Below are 18076 nucleotides of genomic sequence, written 5' to 3'. Positions count from 1 at the left end.
AATGATGTTGAAAAAATTGAATGCCGTTAAATTACGTGCTTTTACGCTGATTGAAATGCTGGTCGTGCTTCTCATTATCAGTATTCTCCTTTTGCTCTTTGTACCTAACTTGAGCAAGCAGAAGGATTCTGTTAAAGAGACTGGAAATGCGGCTGTGGTCAAGGTCGTGGATTCTCAAGCAGAACTTTATGAAATGAAGAATAACAAGACAGCTAGCTTAGCCGCTCTTGTTTCAGAAGGTCAAATCACGCAAAAACAGGCAGATTCATACAATGATTACTATGCGAAACATGGTGGCGAAAGCCGCTCAGTGGCCAATTAGAGCCTTCACCTTGTTGGAGAGTCTGGTGACTCTAGCAGTGGTTGCCTTTCTCACTCTGAGTTTATCAGGCTCAGTCACAGGTATTTTTCAGCAGGTTGAGACTAATCTTTTTTATCTGCGCTTTGAGTACCTATACCGAGATAGTCAGCGCTTGGCAGCGGCGGAAGGGTCCAATGTTGAATTGCAGTTATCCAAGGATAAAATCAGTAACGGAAAATCAAGTCTGGTGATTCCTAAAAAGATACATCTAGATAAGGGGCAGACGCTAGTGTTTGATGCCAAAGGAGGCAACTCTAGCCTCACAAAGATTCGTTTTTCAAGTGATAAGGAGGTGGTGACCTATCAGCTTAACATGGGCAGCGGTAAATATAAAAAGACGGTCTCTTAGAGGCTATATTCTTATCGAAAGCTTGGTAGCAATGGCTGTCTTAGTACTCGTCAGTGGTCTTATCTTGGATCAGATCAATACCAATCGTAGGCTAATGGCTAGGAATCTCCACCAACAGGAGGTCTTGAGTGTGGCAACCATGGCAGTTCAGACCAAACAGGATCAGTTGACCTTAAATGGCATCACAGTGACAGTAAAACGTAGCAAGCAAGGTATCGCGGTTTATGAATCAGGAAAGGAGATTATTCATGTCTCTCAATAGTAAGGTTCGCGCCTTTACCCTCTTGGAATGTCTAGTGGCCTTGTTGGTGATTGCTGGTTCAGTTCAAGTTTATCAAGGTCTGACTACAGTATTGGTGAGCAATGTTAAGCAGATCAAGCAACAAGAAAGCCAAGACTGGCTTCTATTTGTTCAACAAATGGAGGCAGAATTAGAAGGTTGTCAGTTGGTAAAGGTAGAAGGGAACAAACTCTATGTTAAGCAGGATAATCAAGACCTGGCTTTTGGACTTTCAAGTGCTACTGATTTTCGAAAAACAAATGCTGACGGTCGAGGCTACCAACCAATGCTTTTCAATGTAAAAGCTAGTACAATTAGTCAAAATAACCAGATAGTCACCATCCAAGTGACTCTTAAAAATGGGCTACAAAGGAGTTTTGTTTATGCTTTTGAAAAAACAGGTTAGGGGAGGCGTTCTTCTCTACGCTCTCTTTATGGCTGGCATTTTCACACTTCTTCTGCATGTTTATCTGGAGCGGGTGGTTGCTAGCTCTAGACAGAACCAAGCGCAAATGATCTCCAGTCAAAGTCGTCTCATGGCAGAGATGACCATGGACTTGGCGGACAAGGAAGCAGGTGCTTTTAGTTTCTCTCAGGGAACTACGACTTATGAGGTTAAGGACAAACAAGTGATTGTTAGAGTTGCCAGTAAAGGCCAAATCAAGACCTATCGTTATGTGAAGAAGCAGGAGCAGAAATAGAAATTCTCTTTCCTTTTTGATATGATAGAAGGACGGAGGAAATCATGAATTTTGAAGCAATTGAGACAGCCTTTGAGCTGTTGTTAGAAAATGTCCAAACCATTGAAAATGATCTTGGAACCCATGCTTACGATGCGCTTATTGAGCAAAATTCCTATTATTTGGGGGCTGAGGTAGCTAATGAAGTCATCATCAAAAACAACGAGAAATTACGTGCTCTTGATCTAAGTAAAGAGGAGTGGCGTCGTGCTTTTCAGTTCTTGTTTATCAAACTAGGGCAATTGGAAGCCTTACAAGCCAATCACCAATTTACACCTGATGCTATTGGATTTATCATCCTCTACCTACTCGAAGGGTTGACCAAGGATGACCAATTAGATGTTTTGGAGATTGGTTCGGGGACAGGAAACTTGGCTGAGACTCTTCTAAATAATAGTCAGAAAACCCTTAATTATATGGGAATGGAAGTTGACGATCTCCTTATCGATTTGTCAGCTAGTATTGCTGATGTGGTGAATTCAAGTGCAGTTTACATTCAAGAAGATGCTGTTCGACCACATATTCTCAAAGAGAGTGATGTTATTATCAGTGACCTACCTGTTGGTTATTACCCAAATGATGAGATTGCGAGTCGTTTCAAGGTTGCAGCAACCGGTGAACACACCTATGCCCATCACCTTCTCATGGAGCAATCACTCAAGTACCTGAAGAAAGATGGTATTGCTATTCTTTTGGCACCAACTAATCTTTTGACAAGCCCACAAAGTGATTTGCTTAAGAAATGGCTATCAGGATATGCTGATATTATTGCCGTTATCACTCTTCCAGAAGCAGCTTTTGGCAATAAACATAACATGAAGTCTATCTTTGTGCTTAAAAAACAAACTGAAAATGCTCCTGAGACCTTTGTTTATCCACTTAGTGATTTGCAAAACCCAGAGGTCCTCAAAGATTTTACAGAGAATTTCCAAAAATGGAAATCAGATAATTCCATTTTCTAGCAAAACATGTTAGAATAGGACTATATTATTGAAAGCGTTTTACAAAGAGGTGGCTTATGACAAAAACAATAGCAATTAATGCAGGAAGCTCAAGCTTGAAATGGCAACTATATGAGATGCCAGATGAAGTTGTTCTTGCTAAGGGTTTGATTGAACGTATCGGCTTGAAAGATTCTGTTTCAACAGTAAAATTTGATGACCGTTCAGAATCGCAAACTCTAGATATTGCTGACCATGTTCAGGCAGTTAAAATCTTGCTTGATGACTTGATTCGTTTTGACATTATCAAGAGTTATGATGAAATTACAGGTGTTGGTCACCGTGTAGTTGCTGGTGGGGAATACTTCAAAGAATCAAGCTTGGTTGATGAGGAAGCTTTGGCTAAGATTGAAGAATTGTCAGCCTTGGCGCCTTTACATAATCCAGGTGCTGCATCAGGAATTCGTGCCTTTAAGGAGCTCCTCCCAGATATTACGAGTGTTGCTGTTTTTGACACAGCCTTCCATACATCTATGCCAGAAGTGGCCTACCGTTATCCAGTGCCTAATCGTTACTATACAGACTACCAAGTCCGTAAGTATGGAGCACACGGAACTAGCCACCAATATGTTTCTCAAGAAGCAGCTAAGTTGTTAGGTAAGCCAATTGAAGAAACTAAGATTATCACAGCCCATGTGGGAAATGGTGTTTCAATTACTGCCGTTGATGGTGGTAAATCAGTAGACACATCAATGGGCTTGACACCACTTGGTGGCGTTATGATGGGAACACGTACTGGGGATCTTGACCCTGCAATTATTCCATTCGTTATTGACCGTGAGCCTGAAATGGCTGATGCTGAGCGTATCCGTCACGTCTTTAATAAGGAATCAGGTCTCCTTGGTATTTCTGAAAAATCAAGCGATATGCGTGATATCATTGCGGGAAAAAATGCTGGTGATGAAAAATGTGCCTTGGCCTATGATCTTTATGTGGATCGTTTGCGTAAATACATTGCTCAATACTTCGGTGTGTTGAACGGAGCGGATGCTATCGTCTTTACAGCAGGTATTGGTGAAAACTCGGCAGAAGTTCGTGCTTCAGTTTTGGATGGTCTCACTTGGTTTGGTATTGAAGTGGATCCTGAAAAGAATGTCTTTGGACATGTAGGCGACATTACAACAGCAGAGTCAGCTGTTAAAGTATTTGTTATCCCAACAGATGAAGAGTTGGTGATTGCGCGTGATGTTGAGCGCCTTAAAACTAAATAAGTTATCAAAAATTTGATAAGACCAGAAAAGTTGGCTGAGTGATTGGCTAGCTTTTTTGAATGCACTGACAGAATCATTCGAATATTTCTATTTATGTGTAATTCTATAAGTAAAGAAAACTTTACAGAAAATGTAAAAAAGACTTTACAAAACATGTAAAGTGAACTATACTATAAATGTAAAGTTAACTTAACAAAGAAAAGTAAGGAGTTTAACTATTTGAGAATAAACGATAAGGTTGAGGTGCCACATGGAAACAAAAATTCAGGAACTTCGCAAGGCTAATAAGATTAGTCAGGCAGAGTTAGCAGATGAGATGGGGGTCACGAGGCAGACCATCATTTCACTCGAAAAAGGTCGCTATAATGCGTCGTTGGAACTGGCTTTTAAAATTGCTAGATATTTTGGAAAGACTATTGAAGAAGTCTTTATTTTTGAGGAAGATTAAGGAGAAAAGATATGTTTAAACAAGTCATGAAGAAAATTGGTGTTATTGTTTTAGCGCTCACTCTACTAATCTTAGATTTAACACTATTAGGTGCTTTCCCGCTACTTACTCAGGATGGTAAGTTTTCACTTGTGGAGCAAATAGGTTACGGTATTTGGGCATTAGGGAGTTTGGCTATTTTTATCGTGATTGCTTATAGATTTAAACTCTTATCGCTTAAAGAGATTAATTGGAGACGTCTCGTTGCGATTGCTTCTCTTAATCTCGTCATCTTTTTCCTAGGTGATCTTCTAGGGTATTTTATTGGTCAGTTAACACACAATGCGACTATGGAAAATCAAGATGCTTTAAATGCTATCTTTGCCCACGTACCATTCTATCTTTACCTAGTAGTCGCCGGTTTTATTATTCCGATTATGGAAGAAATCATTTTTAGAGGACTCTTAGCCAAGGTGCTCTTTGGAAAATACTTTAAGACGGGTCTTGTTATTTCCAGTCTTCTCTTTATGGCTGGTCACTCAGCATTTACGCTTCAGACAATTGTCATCTATGGTATTATGTCAGCTGGTCTTGCGATAACATATTATAAGACTAAGCGTATCGAGTACAGTATGGGTGTCCATATCTTAAACAATAGCATAGTTGTACTACTCAGCCTTTTCGTTTAAGGTGAATAAGTGTTTAAAGTTGTCAGTGAAAAAAGTTATATTGCTCTTATAAAGGATAATAAAGGGAGTGTTAAGATATGTTAATAAAAATGTTATTAGGAAATAGAAAAACAGAGGCCGAATTTAAGAAATACATTACACGAGTAGCCTGCTCTTTCTTTTCTTTGGGTATTTTGGGATTATTTATTGTTCGCTCTAACAGTCTTAGTGATTATGCTCTAGGCTTAGTTTTAGGACTTACCATTGGGGTTTATGTTTTGTCAATCTATTATTTTGCGACGCTTACTCATCCTAAACGTCTTCACCAGATGTATATTGCTGCCTATGATGAGCGAAATAAACAGATTTTAATGGCGACAGCAGTTGCAACTCTGATTTTAGAGTTTTTGCTTATCTTTGCTTTGATTGCCCTATATGCCTTTGTCAATATTCAGTTGCCATATGTTACAGTCTTATCAGTCTTGCTCTATGGCTTAGTATTGGGATTTGCTCTTATTCGTCTCATCCTATCTAAAATAGGATAAGAGCCTATATTATCTTGAAAAACTCCTCTTTCGTTTTCTTTTTGTCTTGTCAAACAAGTTTTGTTGTATTATAATAAAGATACAAATAAATGATGAAAAGAGGTGGATTCTCATGAACAAAGGGTCAATTCTCAAACGCTTTCTTTATTTTTTACTAGCTTTCCTAATACTAATTATTGATCAAGTTCCAACCATCTATTTAGGTGTCAAAGATATAAGGCTGGTCTGTCTCTTAATTTTTGTCTTGCTTCTTATGAGCGCAGGAGCTCTTTTCTTAGGAAAACATCTTGGGCTTTTCGAAGGCTTTAAGGCCCTTTCTTCCCTGAAGGTCTGGGGTATGATTGGCTTGACCTACCTAGGTATTTATATCGTTACTAGGATTGGTTCTATAGTCATGATGATGGAAGGTGTTAGTAATAGCACCAATCAGGCAGCCATAGAAAATGCCCATATGAATCCCTTCCTTCTCATAACGTTTACAGTAATTATGGCACCAATTGTGGAAGAGCTGGTTTTTCGCGGGCTCCTCATGGGACGCGTCTTTAATCCAGATTCTATTGTTGGCTTGATTGTTAGTAGTTTACTTTTTGGCCTTGTTCATATGCCGAATAGTATCGGTGTTTGGATTGTATATGCAGGTATGGGTCTTGCCCTTGGAATAGCATATCGTAAGTTTCAAAAGTTAGAGTACTGTATCATGGCCCATATCATTAACAATAGTATTGCGGTTTCAATGTTGTTACTCTTACAATTTTTAGCGCCATATATCAAATAAAGCTCGGAAGATTCCGAGCTTTTTTCTTATAGTTTTTTGGCTTTAGCAATGGTTGTATCAATACTTGAAACTACACTATGGGTGAGGCCTGTACGCTCAAGTTCCATGAGACCGGCGATAGTAGTCCCACCAGGGCTACAGACCTTGTCAATAAGATCATGTGGACTGTCGCTACCAAGACTGAGATTTTCAGCAGTAGCTAGAACCGTCTGTGTGGCAATGGTCAGAGCGACCTGCTTACTTAGGCCATTTTTGACACCAGCCTTGGCTAGAGCCTCGATAAAGAGGGCGATGTAGGCAGGGCTAGAACCTGCTAGGGCAGTAAAGGTATCAAAGTCTTTCTCAGCCAATTCAACAGTGGTTCCAAAACTGTCTGTGATTTCCTTGGCAACTGCCAAAAGGTCCTCGGATACCTTATCATTAGTGCAAAGACCAGTAGTGCTTTTGAGGATCTGAGCATTAAGGTTCGGCATGATACGAATAAGAGGAAGGTCTGGACTGGTGAGGGAAGCAAGGCGTTCTAAGGTCACTCCAGCAGCCATACTTATGATAGGTTGATGAAAATTGAGACCGGCTAGTACCTTGTCAAACATTTGAGGTTTGATACCAAGGATGACCAGGTCAGCATTATCCAACAATTCCTGATGGGAAGCAGCCGCTTCAACCTCTAGTTCCTCTGCAAGCTGGCGTGAACGAGCCAAGGAAGACCCTGAAATAATGATACGATGTGAGCTTGTATTTAGGCCGTTGATAATGGCTGTCGCCATTTTTCCGACACCGATAAAACCTATAATCATGGGTTACTCCTTGTCTTAGTAGTTTTTAATTAAATCTACTGTTGAGCGATCCAACTTCTTAACAATAGCTTGTAAGAAGGCCTGTGCTTCTAGGAAGTCATCCATCGCATAAAGGGTTTGGTGCGAGTGAATGTAGCGGGCACAAACACCGATAGTTGTTGATGGAACACCAGCATTCTGCAAGTGAGCGGCACCAGCATCTGTTCCGCCCGCAGCACAGTAGTATTGGTATTTGATACCAGCTTCTTCAGCTGTAGTCAAAAGGAAATCTTTCATATTGGGCAACATGATGTGACCTGGATCGAAGAAACGAATAAGGGTACCATCGCCTACCTTACCTTGATTACCATAGATATCTCCTGCAGGAGAACAGTCCACTGCAAAGAAAACTTCAGGATCAAATTTAGTGGTAGAGACATGGGCACCACGTAAACCAACTTCTTCTTGAACATTGGCACCAGCGATTAGAGTATTATTGAGTTCTTGATCCTTAACGTTTTCCAAGAGTTCACGAATCATGAGAACACCATAACGGTTATCCCAAGCTTTAGAAATGACATTCTTTTGATTGGCTGTGAGAATCGTTTCAGATTCAGGAATGATGACATCACCTGGGAAAACACCGTAGGCATTTGCTTCTTCTTGGTTGGCAAAACCAGCATCAAAGACGATATCAGAAACACTAGGAAGACTTGAAGCTCCGCCACTAGCACGTAAGAAATGAGGTGGAACTGAACCTGAGATGACAGGATAGATACGACCGTCACGAGTGTGTAGGGTGAAGCGTTGTGAGCTGACAACCAGTGGGTTCCAACCACCAAGTTCGACGACACGGAAAGTCCCGTCTGCTTTGATTTCCTTAATCATAAACCCAACTTCATCCATGTGGGCAGCCACAAGCACCTTAGGGGCATTTTCTGCTTGGCTATGTTTGATACCGAAAATACCACCGAGACCATCTGTTTGGACCTCATCTACAAGTGGGGTGATGTTTTTGCGAAGGTAGTCGCGTACAGGAGCTTCAAAGCCTGAAGTAGCACTGAGCTCGGTTACTTCTTTAATTTTGTCAAATAGGGTAGTCATAAAATCCTCCTTGAGTAGTACTTTCTACTATTTTAGCACGATTCTCAAGAGATAGGTAGCCTCTCCCCATTCGTCTAAAATTATGGTAAAATGTTTCTTATGAAACGTAAAACATTGGCCTTGTTTGCTGGAGGCGTAGGAGCTTTAGGTCTCTTGGCAATGGCAGAGAAGTATAGACAGTCACGTGCAGAAATGAAGAAGGCTGCATTAATCCAAGATATTAGACAAGAATTATCTCACCTGGGGACCATTGCAGTCCTTTATACAAATCCCACTGATAAGGAGAATCCAGAGCTTACAGGAGGTATCGTCTTAGAGGATGGACGTGCCTATAGCTTTGTTTATGCAGAGGATATCTTGACCTATGAGGAGGAGCAGGCATGATTATTCCTAAGAATCTTGAAGAATTGGCAAGCTATGTTGAAAGTGATCAAAAGGTGGTTTTCTTTTTCACTGCTGATTGGTGTCCAGACTGCCAGTTCATCTATCCCGTTATGCCTGAAATTGAAGCCCTCCATCCAGATATGACCTTTGTGCGTGTTAACCGTGATGATTATATGGCTTTGGCACAAACTTGGAATATCTTTGGTATTCCAAGTTTTGTCGTGACTCAGAAAGGTCAGGAATTGGGACGCTTGGTCAATAAAGCTCGTAAAACCAAAGAAGAAATCAATGCCTTTTTGTCGGAGATTTAAAAGATGAAAATCAATCACTTTCCTAATATCTCTCTTGATATTTCAGAAACTAAAGAAAAGTATCTGACAGAAAAAAATGAGGAGATTATCGAAGAATTATGCCAAATTTTAGTAGAGCATTCCAAAATTGAAAGTGATATCTTCCTAAAACACCAAGAAATAAACACCTACAAAAAGGAAAATAATCTTCCTACACATCAAACTATTCCTGGAGAAATGGAGTTATTTGATGAATTTAAAGTGAAGTTGACTCCTTTAGCTCAAAAACACTTGACTGATAACTGTTATAAAAGAGGTTTTTCAGCTTCTTTTGGTTCTCCGGGCACCTATGATTTTGTGTTAGAGCCCTGTCGAGTTAAGTTTATTATGAAGAGTAAGGCTAAGATGTTTCTCGAATTTTCTTATGGGAATGACTTTTGGTACCATAAACAATTTATCGTAAAATTAACAGAGAGTGACTGGAAAATTGACAAGATTAGTTATCGCTATGGTAGTAATGACGATTCTTGGCATGTCAGTCGATTTTAAAATCTATAAAAGAACTATTGAAGGAGAACCCATGATTTTTGCATACAATAAGGAACAAGTTGGCGACGTTTTGTTGGTTATCTTGGAAGATACTAAGGACATCAAACGTAGCGTAGAACGTAAAGGTAAAGTGGCGCGTGTCACAGCTGATGAAACAGGTAAGACTCTTGCTTGGAATATTTTTGAAGCATCAAGCCTCATTAATATCGAAGGTAATGGTCAAGTTTTCTTGTCAGACCAAGATGTAGCTGTCTTGAACGAGGAATTGGCTAAAGAGGGCTTTGAAGAGCGTTTGGAAAACACACAAGGACCAGTCTTTGTGGTTGGACAAATTGATGAAATGGTTCCACATCCAGATAGCGATCACCTTAACATCTGCCAAGTGAACATCGGTGATAAGAAGGTCCAAATCGTTGCAGGAGCACCAAACGCAGCGCTTGGGCTTAAAACTATTGTAGCTCTTCCTGGTGCTATGATGCCTAGCGGTGCCCTTATCTTCCCAGGAAAACTTCGTGGTGAAGATAGTTATGGTATGATGTGCGCCCCACGTGAGTTGGCACTTCCAAATGCCCCACAAAAACGTGGTATTATTGAACTTGATGATTCAGCAGTAGTCGGAGAGGCTTTTGATCCAGCTAAACACTGGAAAGGTTAAATAGTAGAAGGAGCAATAATTGTTGCTTCTTTTTTTGTAATCAGTTATTTTTTTACTTCCGCTTACGAATAGATAGGTGGAGGTAAAAAAATGTATAACAAAGTTATTTTAATTGGACGTTTGACGGCGACTCCTGAAATGGTTAAGACTGCTAGCGATAGGTCTTTTACACGTGTTACAGTTGCGGTTAATCGTCGCTATAAGACGCAAAATGGTGAGCGTGAGGCTGACTTTATTACAGTGGTTGTCTGGGGGCGTTTGGCTGAGACCTTAGTATCTTATGCTAGCAAGGGGAGTTTAATTTCTCTTGATGGGGAGCTTCGTACCCGTAAGTACGATAAGGATGGTCAAACCCATTACGTTACTGAAGTGCTTTGTTCCTCTTTCCAGCTTCTGGAGAGTCGTGCTCAGCGTGCTGTTAGGGAAAATAATCCTGATAATGACTTGGCTGACCTCGTCTTGGAAGAAGAACTTCCCTTCTAGTTTATCCTTTGACTAGCTATCTAGGTCTCCTATCTTTGAAGCAACCTCTCTAAAAAATCATTATCTTGTTCCATACCTTGTTTTAAAGAATTGTTGGAGATAAAATATTAAACACTTGTTAGACTAATAAACAGTAAAATTAGATAAGACTTAGGATGATAGGTGTTTAATAGTGTAGATAGACTAGAAAAAATAGTTTATGAAGCTCTAAAAGGTTGATATACCAACATTTTAAGTGTTAAGCAAAATATTCAAAAGAATGCATACAATTAACAGTTGTTTCTAATGTATATCATTGTTTTATTACCGATTTTTAAATTAAATGATAGAGGTTTCATGATAAACTATAGGTGGGTAAGGAAAAAGCTATAAAAGTTACTTTTATAGTAGGCATTATTTGTTTGGAAGGAAAGTGTGAAATATCACAACTATAACGCTATCCTTGCAATTGTTTGAGACAGTTGCATTTTTGTTTATCGTTGTGAGGCCTTAGGCCTATATAATGATTTCACAGACAATTGACTATGACACTCCGACTGACATATGAATTAGGATGTTAAGCGGTCGTTGACTTTTCGTCTAGCCTTGGGGGAACACATTGGTGTGATTCCTAAGACTCACCAGACTAATGTGTTTGAAGCTAGGATGATTCGTCTTAGCTTTTTTTGTGTCCTTTAAAATGGAGGTCTTCGGTATTTCTTTTCTTATGCTATAATAGAAGGACTAAGTGAGATATTGTCTCGCAAATCTTGGAACGGGAGTGACACTAATGCTTGACTTTACCCAAGAAGAGAAAGACTTTTTTATGTCTGAAGCTCTTAAGGAGGCCGAAAAATCTCTAGATAAAGCAGAGATTCCAATTGGCTGTGTCATCGTTAAAGATGGCGAAGTCATAGGTCGTGGGCACAATGCACGTGAGGAGCTCAATCAAGCTATCATGCATGCGGAGGTCATGGCTATTCAAGAGGCTAATAGGACTGTGGGCAATTGGCGTTTGTTAGATTGTACCCTCTTTGTAACCATCGAACCCTGTGTCATGTGTAGTGGGGCAATTGGCTTGGCTCGTATTCCTAAAGTGATCTATGGAGCAAGCAATCAAAAGTTTGGTGGTGCGGGTAGCCTATACGATATCCTAAGAGATGAGCGTCTCAACCATCGTGTAGAAGTAGAGACTGGTGTCATGGAGGAAGAGTGTGCTAAGATTATGCAAGACTTTTTCCGTCAGAGTCGTGAACGTAAAAAAGAAGCCAAACGATTGGCTAAATTGGAAACAAGGCAAGATATGTAAACAAAAGTGCAAGTCCAAAGGGACTTGCACTTTTTAATGGAAGAAGAGTATTTTTGTTTTCCTGAAGGCAATTTAGGTCACTCTTTCTATGCTTTATTTTTTTCTTTCTCTCTTGTTAAAAGAAAAATAGGCATAAAGAGAATCAGAGTACCAAAAGCGGACTTCAAATTAGTATCAATAATTGGTGTTCCTAATCGTACATGAAAGATAATGTTGATTAGGAGTATCAGAAGTAGGCTACTGATAATTCCAGCTAAAGCTATTTTTACGAGTAAATAATTATTCGTTTTAGGTGATTGATTAGCAGTAGTATCATTTGTTTGATTGTTTATATGTTTCATGAGTTATCATCCTCAAAATCTTTGAGATGTCAGCCGAGTTCTGTTAGTTAGTGAGTGAGGTTATAGAAAGATTTACCTGCGGCATAGCTAAGATCATAAGTTAGTTTTGCAGCAGCCATGCCAACAGAAATAGCGGCCCAAGGAACCACTCCACCTGATACAGCTTCAAGTTCTTGAGTAGTCATGTTTTTACGATTGTTAATGGTCTTAGTCATTGTTCATATATCCTTTCTTTTATCGTGCAGAGTCCATATAGCCATTGTAGGCTCCAAGGCATACCATAGTTCCAATAGGTCCTGAAGCTAGGCAGAGCCCTCCAATGGCGAGGTTGGTCTTCCATCCGCCTCCTGTTACTGAGGCTAGGTCAGCTGCCTTCATTTCTTTATTAATCATTGTCATTCTCCTTTTTTTATTTTTGGTGAGTTTTTAAATCTCATACCCTCTCACCACGAGTTAAGAGATATGTTAAACATGACTTCTCCTTTAAATAAAGTCAGCCATGTCACTAGCTTTTGGTGCTTTCCTCAAGCTATGGATTTATTATAAGGTGTCGAGAAATAAAAAAGTAGTGACATAAATGTCACCATGGTAAGTCTTATGTTTTATCGAAGTTTATACTGACAGAAGAAGATAATAGGGATTGATAGGGGTAGGTCTAGCTAGTCTTATCATAAGTTCTCTACTTGCAATCACTTCAATTTATGGTATAATATTTTTCGGAGCAACATCTGTGCGTGAAGCGGGTCAGGGGAGGAATCCAGCAGCCCTAAGCGATTTCAGGTGTGTGCTCTTTTTTTGTGTTAAGGAGGATTTATGGCCAAATTTAGTGTTTTTAAAGATCAAGAGAGTCTTTTTGCGTGTCCTATCTGTCAGGCGCCAATGCATTTGGATTTGTCTAGCTTGGTTTGTCAGAATAGGCATACCTTTAATATCGCCAAGCAGGGCTTTGTCAATTTTTTGAGACAGACTAAGGGAGATAAGCACTATGATATGGCTTCTTTTGAAAAGAGGAGTCAGATTCTTGTAGCAGGCTATTACGATCCTATCCTGGAGGTGATTTCAGAGCGCTTGCGTGACCTTCCTGGACACTCGCACGTTCTAGATGTTGCTTGTGGTGAGGGCTATTATAGCCGTCAGTTGGCTCAAGAGTTTGACAAGGATTTCATGGCCTTTGATTTGTCTAAGGATTCTATCCTTCTTGCGGCTCGTCAAAATCCTCGGAAAAATGTAGCTTGGTTTGTTGGAGATTTGGCTCAGTTGCCTTTACGTGAACACAGTATTGATGTGATTTTAGATATTTTTTCACCAGCTAATTATCAAGAATTTGGACGACTTTTGTCTGATCATGGCTTGATTTTTAAGGTTATTCCTCATGAGGATCATCTTAAAGAGTTTCGCCAATTGTTACCGGAGGCGCAGGCTTATTCGAACCAGGATGTTCTGGAACATTTTCAAGAGTCCTGTGACCTTTTAGAGCGTGTGACGATTGCTAAGACTTGGTCTATGCCATCAGAGCATGTTCAAACATTTGCTGAGATGACACCTCTTTTCTTTCATGCCAATAAGGAGACTTTGGACTTGACTTCAGTGACGCAATTAACCGTTGCAGGAGAACTGCTGATTGGTCGTATTAGAGATGATAAGCAATCCTAACAGTCGTTGGGATTTTTTGATGGGAAAATGTCTCAGTTAGCTTGTTTGGTCTTCCTAAAAGGTGTATGATGAGAGCAATAAGTAAGAAAGTTTCAGTATTGGGTAAAAAGCGATGAAAAATAGAGCCTATAGGAACTACATTTTTGATTTTTATGGTACCTTGGTTGATATCTTAACCGATGAGAAGGATCCTGTGTTATGGGATAAACTAGGCCAGCTATATCAAGCTTATGGAGCGGCTTATGAGGGTGAGGCTCTTAAAAAGGCTTATGCTAAGCGCGTGGATCAGGCCCGTAAGGAGTTAATAGAGCTCAAAGGTGTTGCTTATCCAGAAATTGACTTAGCCCACATTTTTAACCAGCTTTATGTAGATGCTCGGCCTCAGTCTAGTAGTTCTAATCAGCCGGAAGATTGGGGACAATTGATAGCAATGGTCTTTCGCGTCTTATCTCGCAAACATGTGACGGCTTATCCCCATACCAAGGAGGTGCTAGCCTTTCTAAAAGAGCAGGGCTGTCGGATTTATCTCTTGTCTAATGCTCAAGCAGCCTTTACTAACGCTGAGATTGATTTAATGGCTTTAAGACCTTATTTTGATGCTATTTACTTGTCTTCGGATGCCGGTATCTGTAAGCCTCAACCTGAATTTTTAAAGCAAGTTTTGGATGATCATGGGTTAAACCCGTCTGAGACTGTCATGGTTGGAAATGACTTAACGACTGATATTGCTGTGGCTGAAGCAGTTGGGATCGATGGTATTTTGCTGAATACCTTCCCTTATTCTCCTCGAGAGTTGGAGAATTCCCCAATCAAGCCAGACCGAGTGATTACTGATATAGAAGCTCTAAAGACCAATTTTACATAAAAATACACTGTATTTGGCAAAAGCAAAGACAATTATCAGAATTTTTGGTATAATAATTCCTAACTTTATGTGAATGGAGAATCTCATGACTGCACAAAAAATGTCTGCACAAGAAATTATCGCTTTTATCGGTAATGCTGAAAAGAAAACGAATGTTAAGGTAACTTTTGAAGGGGAATTGGCAACTGCTGTTCCAGCTTCTGTCACTAAACTTGGTAACGTTCTTTTCGGAGATTGGAAAGATATCGAACCACTTCTTGCGAATTTGACTGAAAACAAGGACTATGTTGTGGAACAAGATGGCCGTAACTCAGCTGTTCCATTGCTTGATAAACGTCACCTTAATGCACGTATCGAACCAGGTGCTATTATCCGTGACCAAGTAACTATCGAAGACAATGCTGTCGTTATGATGGGTGCTGTAATCAATATCGGTGCTGAAATTGGTGCTGGTACTATGATTGATATGGGTGCTATCCTTGGTGGTCGTGCTACTGTTGGTAAAAACAGCCACATCGGTGCAGGTGCGGTCCTTGCTGGTGTGATTGAACCAGCTTCAGCAGACCCAGTTCGTATCGGTGACAACGTTCTTGTTGGTGCCAATGCTGTTGTTATTGAAGGTGTTCAAGTTGGTAACGGTTCAGTCGTTGCTGCTGGAGCTATCGTTACTCAAGATGTTCCTGAAAATGTGGTTGTAGCTGGTGTTCCAGCTCGTATCATCAAGGAAATCGATGAAAAAACACAACAAAAAACAGCACTTGAAGACGCTTTGCGTAACTTGTAACATATTGATAGTAGAGGCCTGTAGGGCCTCTATTTCTAGATTCTCTATAAAATAAGACAAATAAAAAGGATAAAAACATGACACTTGATTTAATTAAAATCAGACGAGACCTTCACCAAATTCCTGAAATTGGTTTGGAAGAATTTAAAACTCAGGCTTATCTCTTAGAGCGTATTGCTGAAATGACTGAAGGTAAGGACTTTGTGGAGCAACGTACTTGGCGTACAGGGATTCTTGTCTATCTTCACGGGCATGCTCCTGAAAAGACTATTGGTTGGCGTACAGATATTGATGGTCTCCCAATCGTAGAGGAAACAGGTCTTGACTTCAAGTCTACTCATGAAGGTCGTATGCATGCTTGTGGACACGATATGCACATGACTACGGCACTTGGTCTTTTGGATCAGATGCTTCAAGTACAGCCTAAAAATAACATGCTCTTCCTCTTCCAACCAGCTGAAGAAAATGAAGCTGGTGGTATGCTTATGTATGAGGACGGTGCCTTTGGAGATTGGTTGCCAGATGAGTTCTATGGGCTCCACGTCCGTCCGGATTTCAAGGTAGGTGATATTGCGACTAACACAAGCACCCTTTTTGCTGGGACTTGTGAAGTCCTCGTTACTTTCAAGGGGAAAGGTGGACATGCTGCCTTTCCACATGAGGCCAATGATGCCCTTGTAGCAGCTTCTTACTTTATTACTCAGGTGCAAACAATTGTCAGTCGTAATGTTGACCCTATCCAGGGTGGGGTAGTTACCTTTGGTTCTTTCCATGCAGGAACTACTAACAATGTTATCGCTGAAACTGCAGAGGTTTATGGAACTATTCGTACCCTTACTCAGGAAATGAGTCTCCTTATCCAGAAGCGCGTGCGCCAGATTGCAGAGGGCGTAGCAGCTAGCTTTGGTATGGAAGTGGATATCATGTTGAAACAAGGTGGTTATCTTCCTGTGGAAAATAATCCAGCCTTGGCCAAAGAGTTGATGGCTTTCTTTGATGCTAGCCCAGAGGTTAACCTGATTGATTGTCCACCAGCTATGACTGGAGAGGACTTTGGTTATTTGCTTAGTAAGGTTCCTGGTGTCATGTTCTGGTTGGGAATTGACACGCCATATGCACTTCACCATCCTAAGATGAGTCCAAATGAAGATGCCCTCGCTTTTGCAGTGGCTGAAATTGGAAAATTCCTTAAACACAAGGCAGAAGCCTAACCTTAGTTGATACAGCTAAAAAATCTACCAAGTCTGACTTTTGGTAGCTTTTTTGATATGATAAACCTATGAAAAATGAACTTAGAAAAACAGTCTTGGCTCAGTTAACTTCACAAGATCCTGAGACTAAGGCTAAGATAGATAAATATCTTTTGGAGCAATTGATTGCCTTACCTGCTTATAAAGATGCCCAGGTGATTGCAACTTATTTGTCTTTTCCTCATGAATATGATACCAGTCTTTTAATCAATCAGGCTTTAAAGGATGGTAAACGACTTTTGATTCCTAAAACATATAAACAAGGTCGAATGATTTTTGTGGATTATGATCCAGATAATCTTGTTGCAACTTCTTTTGGCTTGATGGAACCTGCGTCTGATTTGGCTGTGGAAAAATCAGAGATTGATTTGATTCATGTGCCAGGAGTAGTTTTCAATGATGAAGGCTATCGCATTGGTTACGGAGCAGGTTACTATGACCGCTATTTGTCTGATTTTGAAGGGGAGACCGTTAGTACGGTTTATCCTTGCCAGAAACATGATTTTCAACCAGACAGCTATGATATTCCTGTTAAGGAGGTCGTCACATGCAAATAAATGAGTGGAAGAAATACCCAGCAACCTATCTATTGTTGGGGCTTACGACGTTGACTTTTATCTGTCAATATCTCTTAAACGGCTTTCAAGCGACCTCGCCTTTGAGCCTCTTTAAGATGGGGGCTATGTATGGTGCTTTTGTTCAGTACAGCCCACTGAACCTCTGGCGTCTTGTAACACCAATTTTTGTGCATATAGGTGTTGAGCATTTTCTATTTAATATGCTTGCCCTTTACTTTATGGGGAAAATGGCTGAGCAGATTTTTGGGACTCTACGTTTTCTAGGGCTCTATTTGTTAGCTGGTGTTATGGGAAATGCCTTTACCTTACTTTTTACGCCTAATGTTATTGCAGCTGGTGCTTCGACATCCTTGTTTGGACTTTTTGCGGCTGTTGTGATTCTTGGCTACTATAGTCATAGTCCTTTGCTTAATCAGTTAGGTCGCAATTACTTGGCTTTGATTGTCATAAACTTAATCTTCAACCTGTTTACACCTAGTGTTGGGATTACAGGCCATCTTGGTGGTTTAGTTGGAGGTGCTCTTGCAGCTATCTTTTTGGCCAATAAGGTTGAAAGTCGCTTATTTAGTAAAGGTTGGCGTTCTACAGCCCTTTTAACCTACCTGTTACTATTGCTGATTCTTCTAGGGTTTAACTATCTTTAAGTCATATGAAAAAACCATCGAATGTCATGTTCGATGGTTTTTATATTTTTGTGACTTTAAGTCCGTTTCGCTCCG

Annotated in this window: 28 protein-coding genes and 1 other RNA gene; 24 read left to right on the top strand and 5 right to left on the bottom strand. The window is 40.2% G+C overall.

What is annotated here, in order from left to right; genetic code table 11:
• Positions 1-7: 7 nt before the first annotated feature.
• The 11 genes from comGC to HMPREF2979_RS00095 all read left to right on the top strand — a co-directional run bounded on the left by comGC (position 8) and on the right by HMPREF2979_RS00095 (position 6357).
• Positions 8-322, top strand: coding sequence for a competence type IV pilus major pilin ComGC (gene comGC, locus HMPREF2979_RS00145; protein ID WP_037611125.1), 315 nt, complete (start codon positions 8-10; stop codon positions 320-322).
• On the top strand, positions 282-710 hold the full coding sequence (gene comGD, locus HMPREF2979_RS00140) for a competence type IV pilus minor pilin ComGD (RefSeq protein WP_261787264.1): 429 nt from the start codon (positions 282-284) through the stop codon (positions 708-710). Before comGC ends, comGD begins: the two co-directional genes overlap by 41 nt.
• A gap of 31 nt (positions 711-741) precedes the next feature.
• Positions 742-972, top strand: a complete 231-nt coding sequence (gene comGE / locus HMPREF2979_RS00135; RefSeq protein WP_013991265.1) for a competence type IV pilus minor pilin ComGE — start codon at positions 742-744, stop codon at positions 970-972.
• Positions 959-1396: a competence type IV pilus minor pilin ComGF gene (gene comGF / locus HMPREF2979_RS00130; RefSeq protein WP_070654508.1), complete on the top strand. Its 438-nt coding sequence runs from the start codon at positions 959-961 to the stop codon at positions 1394-1396. The genes comGE and comGF overlap by 14 nt, the downstream gene beginning before the upstream one ends.
• Positions 1374-1691 carry a competence type IV pilus minor pilin ComGG gene (gene comGG, locus HMPREF2979_RS00125; protein ID WP_021144683.1) on the top strand — a complete coding sequence of 106 codons (318 nt, stop codon included), beginning with the start codon at positions 1374-1376 and terminating at the stop codon, positions 1689-1691. Before comGF ends, comGG begins: the two co-directional genes overlap by 23 nt.
• A 44-nt stretch (positions 1692-1735) precedes the next feature.
• Positions 1736-2692, top strand: a complete 957-nt coding sequence (locus tag HMPREF2979_RS00120) for a class I SAM-dependent methyltransferase (protein WP_014635116.1) — start codon at positions 1736-1738, stop codon at positions 2690-2692.
• Positions 2693-2748: 56 nt separating this feature from the next.
• On the top strand, positions 2749-3942 hold the full coding sequence (locus HMPREF2979_RS00115) for an acetate kinase (protein ID WP_064520917.1): 1194 nt from the start codon (positions 2749-2751) through the stop codon (positions 3940-3942).
• A gap of 250 nt (positions 3943-4192) precedes the next feature.
• Positions 4193-4390, top strand: a complete 198-nt coding sequence (locus tag HMPREF2979_RS00110; RefSeq protein WP_002885716.1) for a helix-turn-helix transcriptional regulator — start codon at positions 4193-4195, stop codon at positions 4388-4390.
• 11 nt (positions 4391-4401) lie between these two features.
• Positions 4402-5058, top strand: a complete 657-nt coding sequence (locus tag HMPREF2979_RS00105; RefSeq protein ID WP_048674218.1) for a CPBP family intramembrane glutamic endopeptidase — start codon at positions 4402-4404, stop codon at positions 5056-5058.
• 77 nt (positions 5059-5135) lie between these two features.
• Positions 5136-5582 (top strand): hypothetical protein, encoded by a 447-nt coding sequence (locus tag HMPREF2979_RS00100; protein ID WP_021144682.1) that lies wholly within the window; start codon positions 5136-5138, stop codon positions 5580-5582.
• A gap of 112 nt (positions 5583-5694) precedes the next feature.
• Positions 5695-6357, top strand: coding sequence for a CPBP family intramembrane glutamic endopeptidase (locus HMPREF2979_RS00095; RefSeq protein ID WP_070654507.1), 663 nt, complete (start codon positions 5695-5697; stop codon positions 6355-6357).
• Positions 6358-6383: 26 nt separating this feature from the next.
• Here HMPREF2979_RS00095 and proC read toward each other — a convergent pair whose 3' ends face one another.
• Together proC and pepA are read right to left on the bottom strand one after the other, a co-directional pair.
• Positions 6384-7154, bottom strand: coding sequence for a pyrroline-5-carboxylate reductase (proC, locus tag HMPREF2979_RS00090; RefSeq protein WP_048674215.1), 771 nt, complete (start codon positions 7152-7154; stop codon positions 6384-6386).
• A gap of 15 nt (positions 7155-7169) precedes the next feature.
• Positions 7170-8237: a glutamyl aminopeptidase gene (pepA, locus tag HMPREF2979_RS00085; RefSeq protein WP_013991256.1), complete on the bottom strand. Its 1068-nt coding sequence runs from the start codon at positions 8235-8237 to the stop codon at positions 7170-7172.
• Between the two features lie 99 nt (positions 8238-8336).
• Between pepA and HMPREF2979_RS00080 the strand changes: the two genes are divergently transcribed.
• The 6 genes from HMPREF2979_RS00080 to tadA all read left to right on the top strand — a co-directional run bounded on the left by HMPREF2979_RS00080 (position 8337) and on the right by tadA (position 11886).
• Positions 8337-8621 (top strand): DUF4651 domain-containing protein, encoded by a 285-nt coding sequence (locus HMPREF2979_RS00080; RefSeq protein WP_070654505.1) that lies wholly within the window; start codon positions 8337-8339, stop codon positions 8619-8621.
• On the top strand, positions 8618-8932 hold the full coding sequence (locus tag HMPREF2979_RS00075; protein WP_002887006.1) for a thioredoxin family protein: 315 nt from the start codon (positions 8618-8620) through the stop codon (positions 8930-8932). Before HMPREF2979_RS00080 ends, HMPREF2979_RS00075 begins: the two co-directional genes overlap by 4 nt.
• Before the next feature lie 3 nt (positions 8933-8935).
• Positions 8936-9460 (top strand): hypothetical protein, encoded by a 525-nt coding sequence (locus tag HMPREF2979_RS00070; RefSeq protein ID WP_070654503.1) that lies wholly within the window; start codon positions 8936-8938, stop codon positions 9458-9460.
• Positions 9461-9491: 31 nt separating this feature from the next.
• Entirely contained in the window at positions 9492-10115 is a 624-nt protein-coding gene (gene ytpR, locus HMPREF2979_RS00065; protein ID WP_070654501.1) for a YtpR family tRNA-binding protein, read from the top strand.
• A 90-nt stretch (positions 10116-10205) separates the two neighbouring features.
• Positions 10206-10598, top strand: coding sequence for a single-stranded DNA-binding protein (locus tag HMPREF2979_RS00060; protein WP_037601494.1), 393 nt, complete (start codon positions 10206-10208; stop codon positions 10596-10598).
• A 769-nt stretch (positions 10599-11367) separates the two neighbouring features.
• Complete coding sequence (gene tadA / locus HMPREF2979_RS00055) at positions 11368-11886, top strand: tRNA adenosine(34) deaminase TadA (protein WP_014635105.1); 519 nt, start codon at positions 11368-11370, stop codon at positions 11884-11886.
• An 86-nt stretch (positions 11887-11972) separates the two neighbouring features.
• Here the strand turns inward: tadA and HMPREF2979_RS00050 are convergent, their stop codons facing one another.
• The 3 genes from HMPREF2979_RS00050 to HMPREF2979_RS00040 are packed head-to-tail and all read right to left on the bottom strand — an operon-like array spanning position 11973 to position 12620.
• Positions 11973-12227, bottom strand: coding sequence for a hypothetical protein (locus tag HMPREF2979_RS00050; RefSeq protein ID WP_070654499.1), 255 nt, complete (start codon positions 12225-12227; stop codon positions 11973-11975).
• Positions 12228-12274: 47 nt separating this feature from the next.
• Positions 12275-12442 (bottom strand): class IIb bacteriocin, lactobin A/cerein 7B family, encoded by a 168-nt coding sequence (locus HMPREF2979_RS00045; protein ID WP_070654497.1) that lies wholly within the window; start codon positions 12440-12442, stop codon positions 12275-12277.
• 19 nt (positions 12443-12461) lie between these two features.
• Complete coding sequence (locus tag HMPREF2979_RS00040; protein WP_002885650.1) at positions 12462-12620, bottom strand: class IIb bacteriocin, lactobin A/cerein 7B family; 159 nt, start codon at positions 12618-12620, stop codon at positions 12462-12464.
• A gap of 320 nt (positions 12621-12940) precedes the next feature.
• Here HMPREF2979_RS00040 and ffs point away from each other — a divergent pair.
• The 7 genes from ffs to HMPREF2979_RS00005 all read left to right on the top strand — a co-directional run bounded on the left by ffs (position 12941) and on the right by HMPREF2979_RS00005 (position 18001).
• Positions 12941-13026, top strand: an RNA gene (ffs, locus tag HMPREF2979_RS00035) — signal recognition particle sRNA small type.
• 14 nt (positions 13027-13040) lie between these two features.
• On the top strand, positions 13041-13880 hold the full coding sequence (locus HMPREF2979_RS00030) for a methyltransferase domain-containing protein (RefSeq protein WP_070654495.1): 840 nt from the start codon (positions 13041-13043) through the stop codon (positions 13878-13880).
• Positions 13881-13992: 112 nt separating this feature from the next.
• Entirely contained in the window at positions 13993-14745 is a 753-nt protein-coding gene (locus tag HMPREF2979_RS00025; protein WP_070654493.1) for an HAD family hydrolase, read from the top strand.
• Positions 14746-14830: 85 nt separating this feature from the next.
• Positions 14831-15529: a 2,3,4,5-tetrahydropyridine-2,6-dicarboxylate N-acetyltransferase gene (gene dapD / locus HMPREF2979_RS00020; protein WP_002886999.1), complete on the top strand. Its 699-nt coding sequence runs from the start codon at positions 14831-14833 to the stop codon at positions 15527-15529.
• 77 nt (positions 15530-15606) lie between these two features.
• On the top strand, positions 15607-16740 hold the full coding sequence (locus tag HMPREF2979_RS00015; protein ID WP_002885806.1) for an N-acetyldiaminopimelate deacetylase: 1134 nt from the start codon (positions 15607-15609) through the stop codon (positions 16738-16740).
• Between the two features lie 68 nt (positions 16741-16808).
• Positions 16809-17336, top strand: coding sequence for a 5-formyltetrahydrofolate cyclo-ligase (locus HMPREF2979_RS00010; protein ID WP_002885624.1), 528 nt, complete (start codon positions 16809-16811; stop codon positions 17334-17336).
• Positions 17327-18001, top strand: a complete 675-nt coding sequence (locus HMPREF2979_RS00005) for a rhomboid family intramembrane serine protease (protein ID WP_070654491.1) — start codon at positions 17327-17329, stop codon at positions 17999-18001. Before HMPREF2979_RS00010 ends, HMPREF2979_RS00005 begins: the two co-directional genes overlap by 10 nt.
• Positions 18002-18076: the final 75 nt, after the last annotated feature.

It is taken from the genome of Streptococcus sp. HMSC078H12 (genome assembly GCF_001814615.1).
GTDB classification, from domain to species: Bacteria; Bacillota; Bacilli; order Lactobacillales; family Streptococcaceae; genus Streptococcus; species Streptococcus salivarius_F.
The sequence above is the reverse complement of the archived record's forward strand: the minus strand, read 5'-3'. Positions and strand labels throughout refer to the sequence as shown.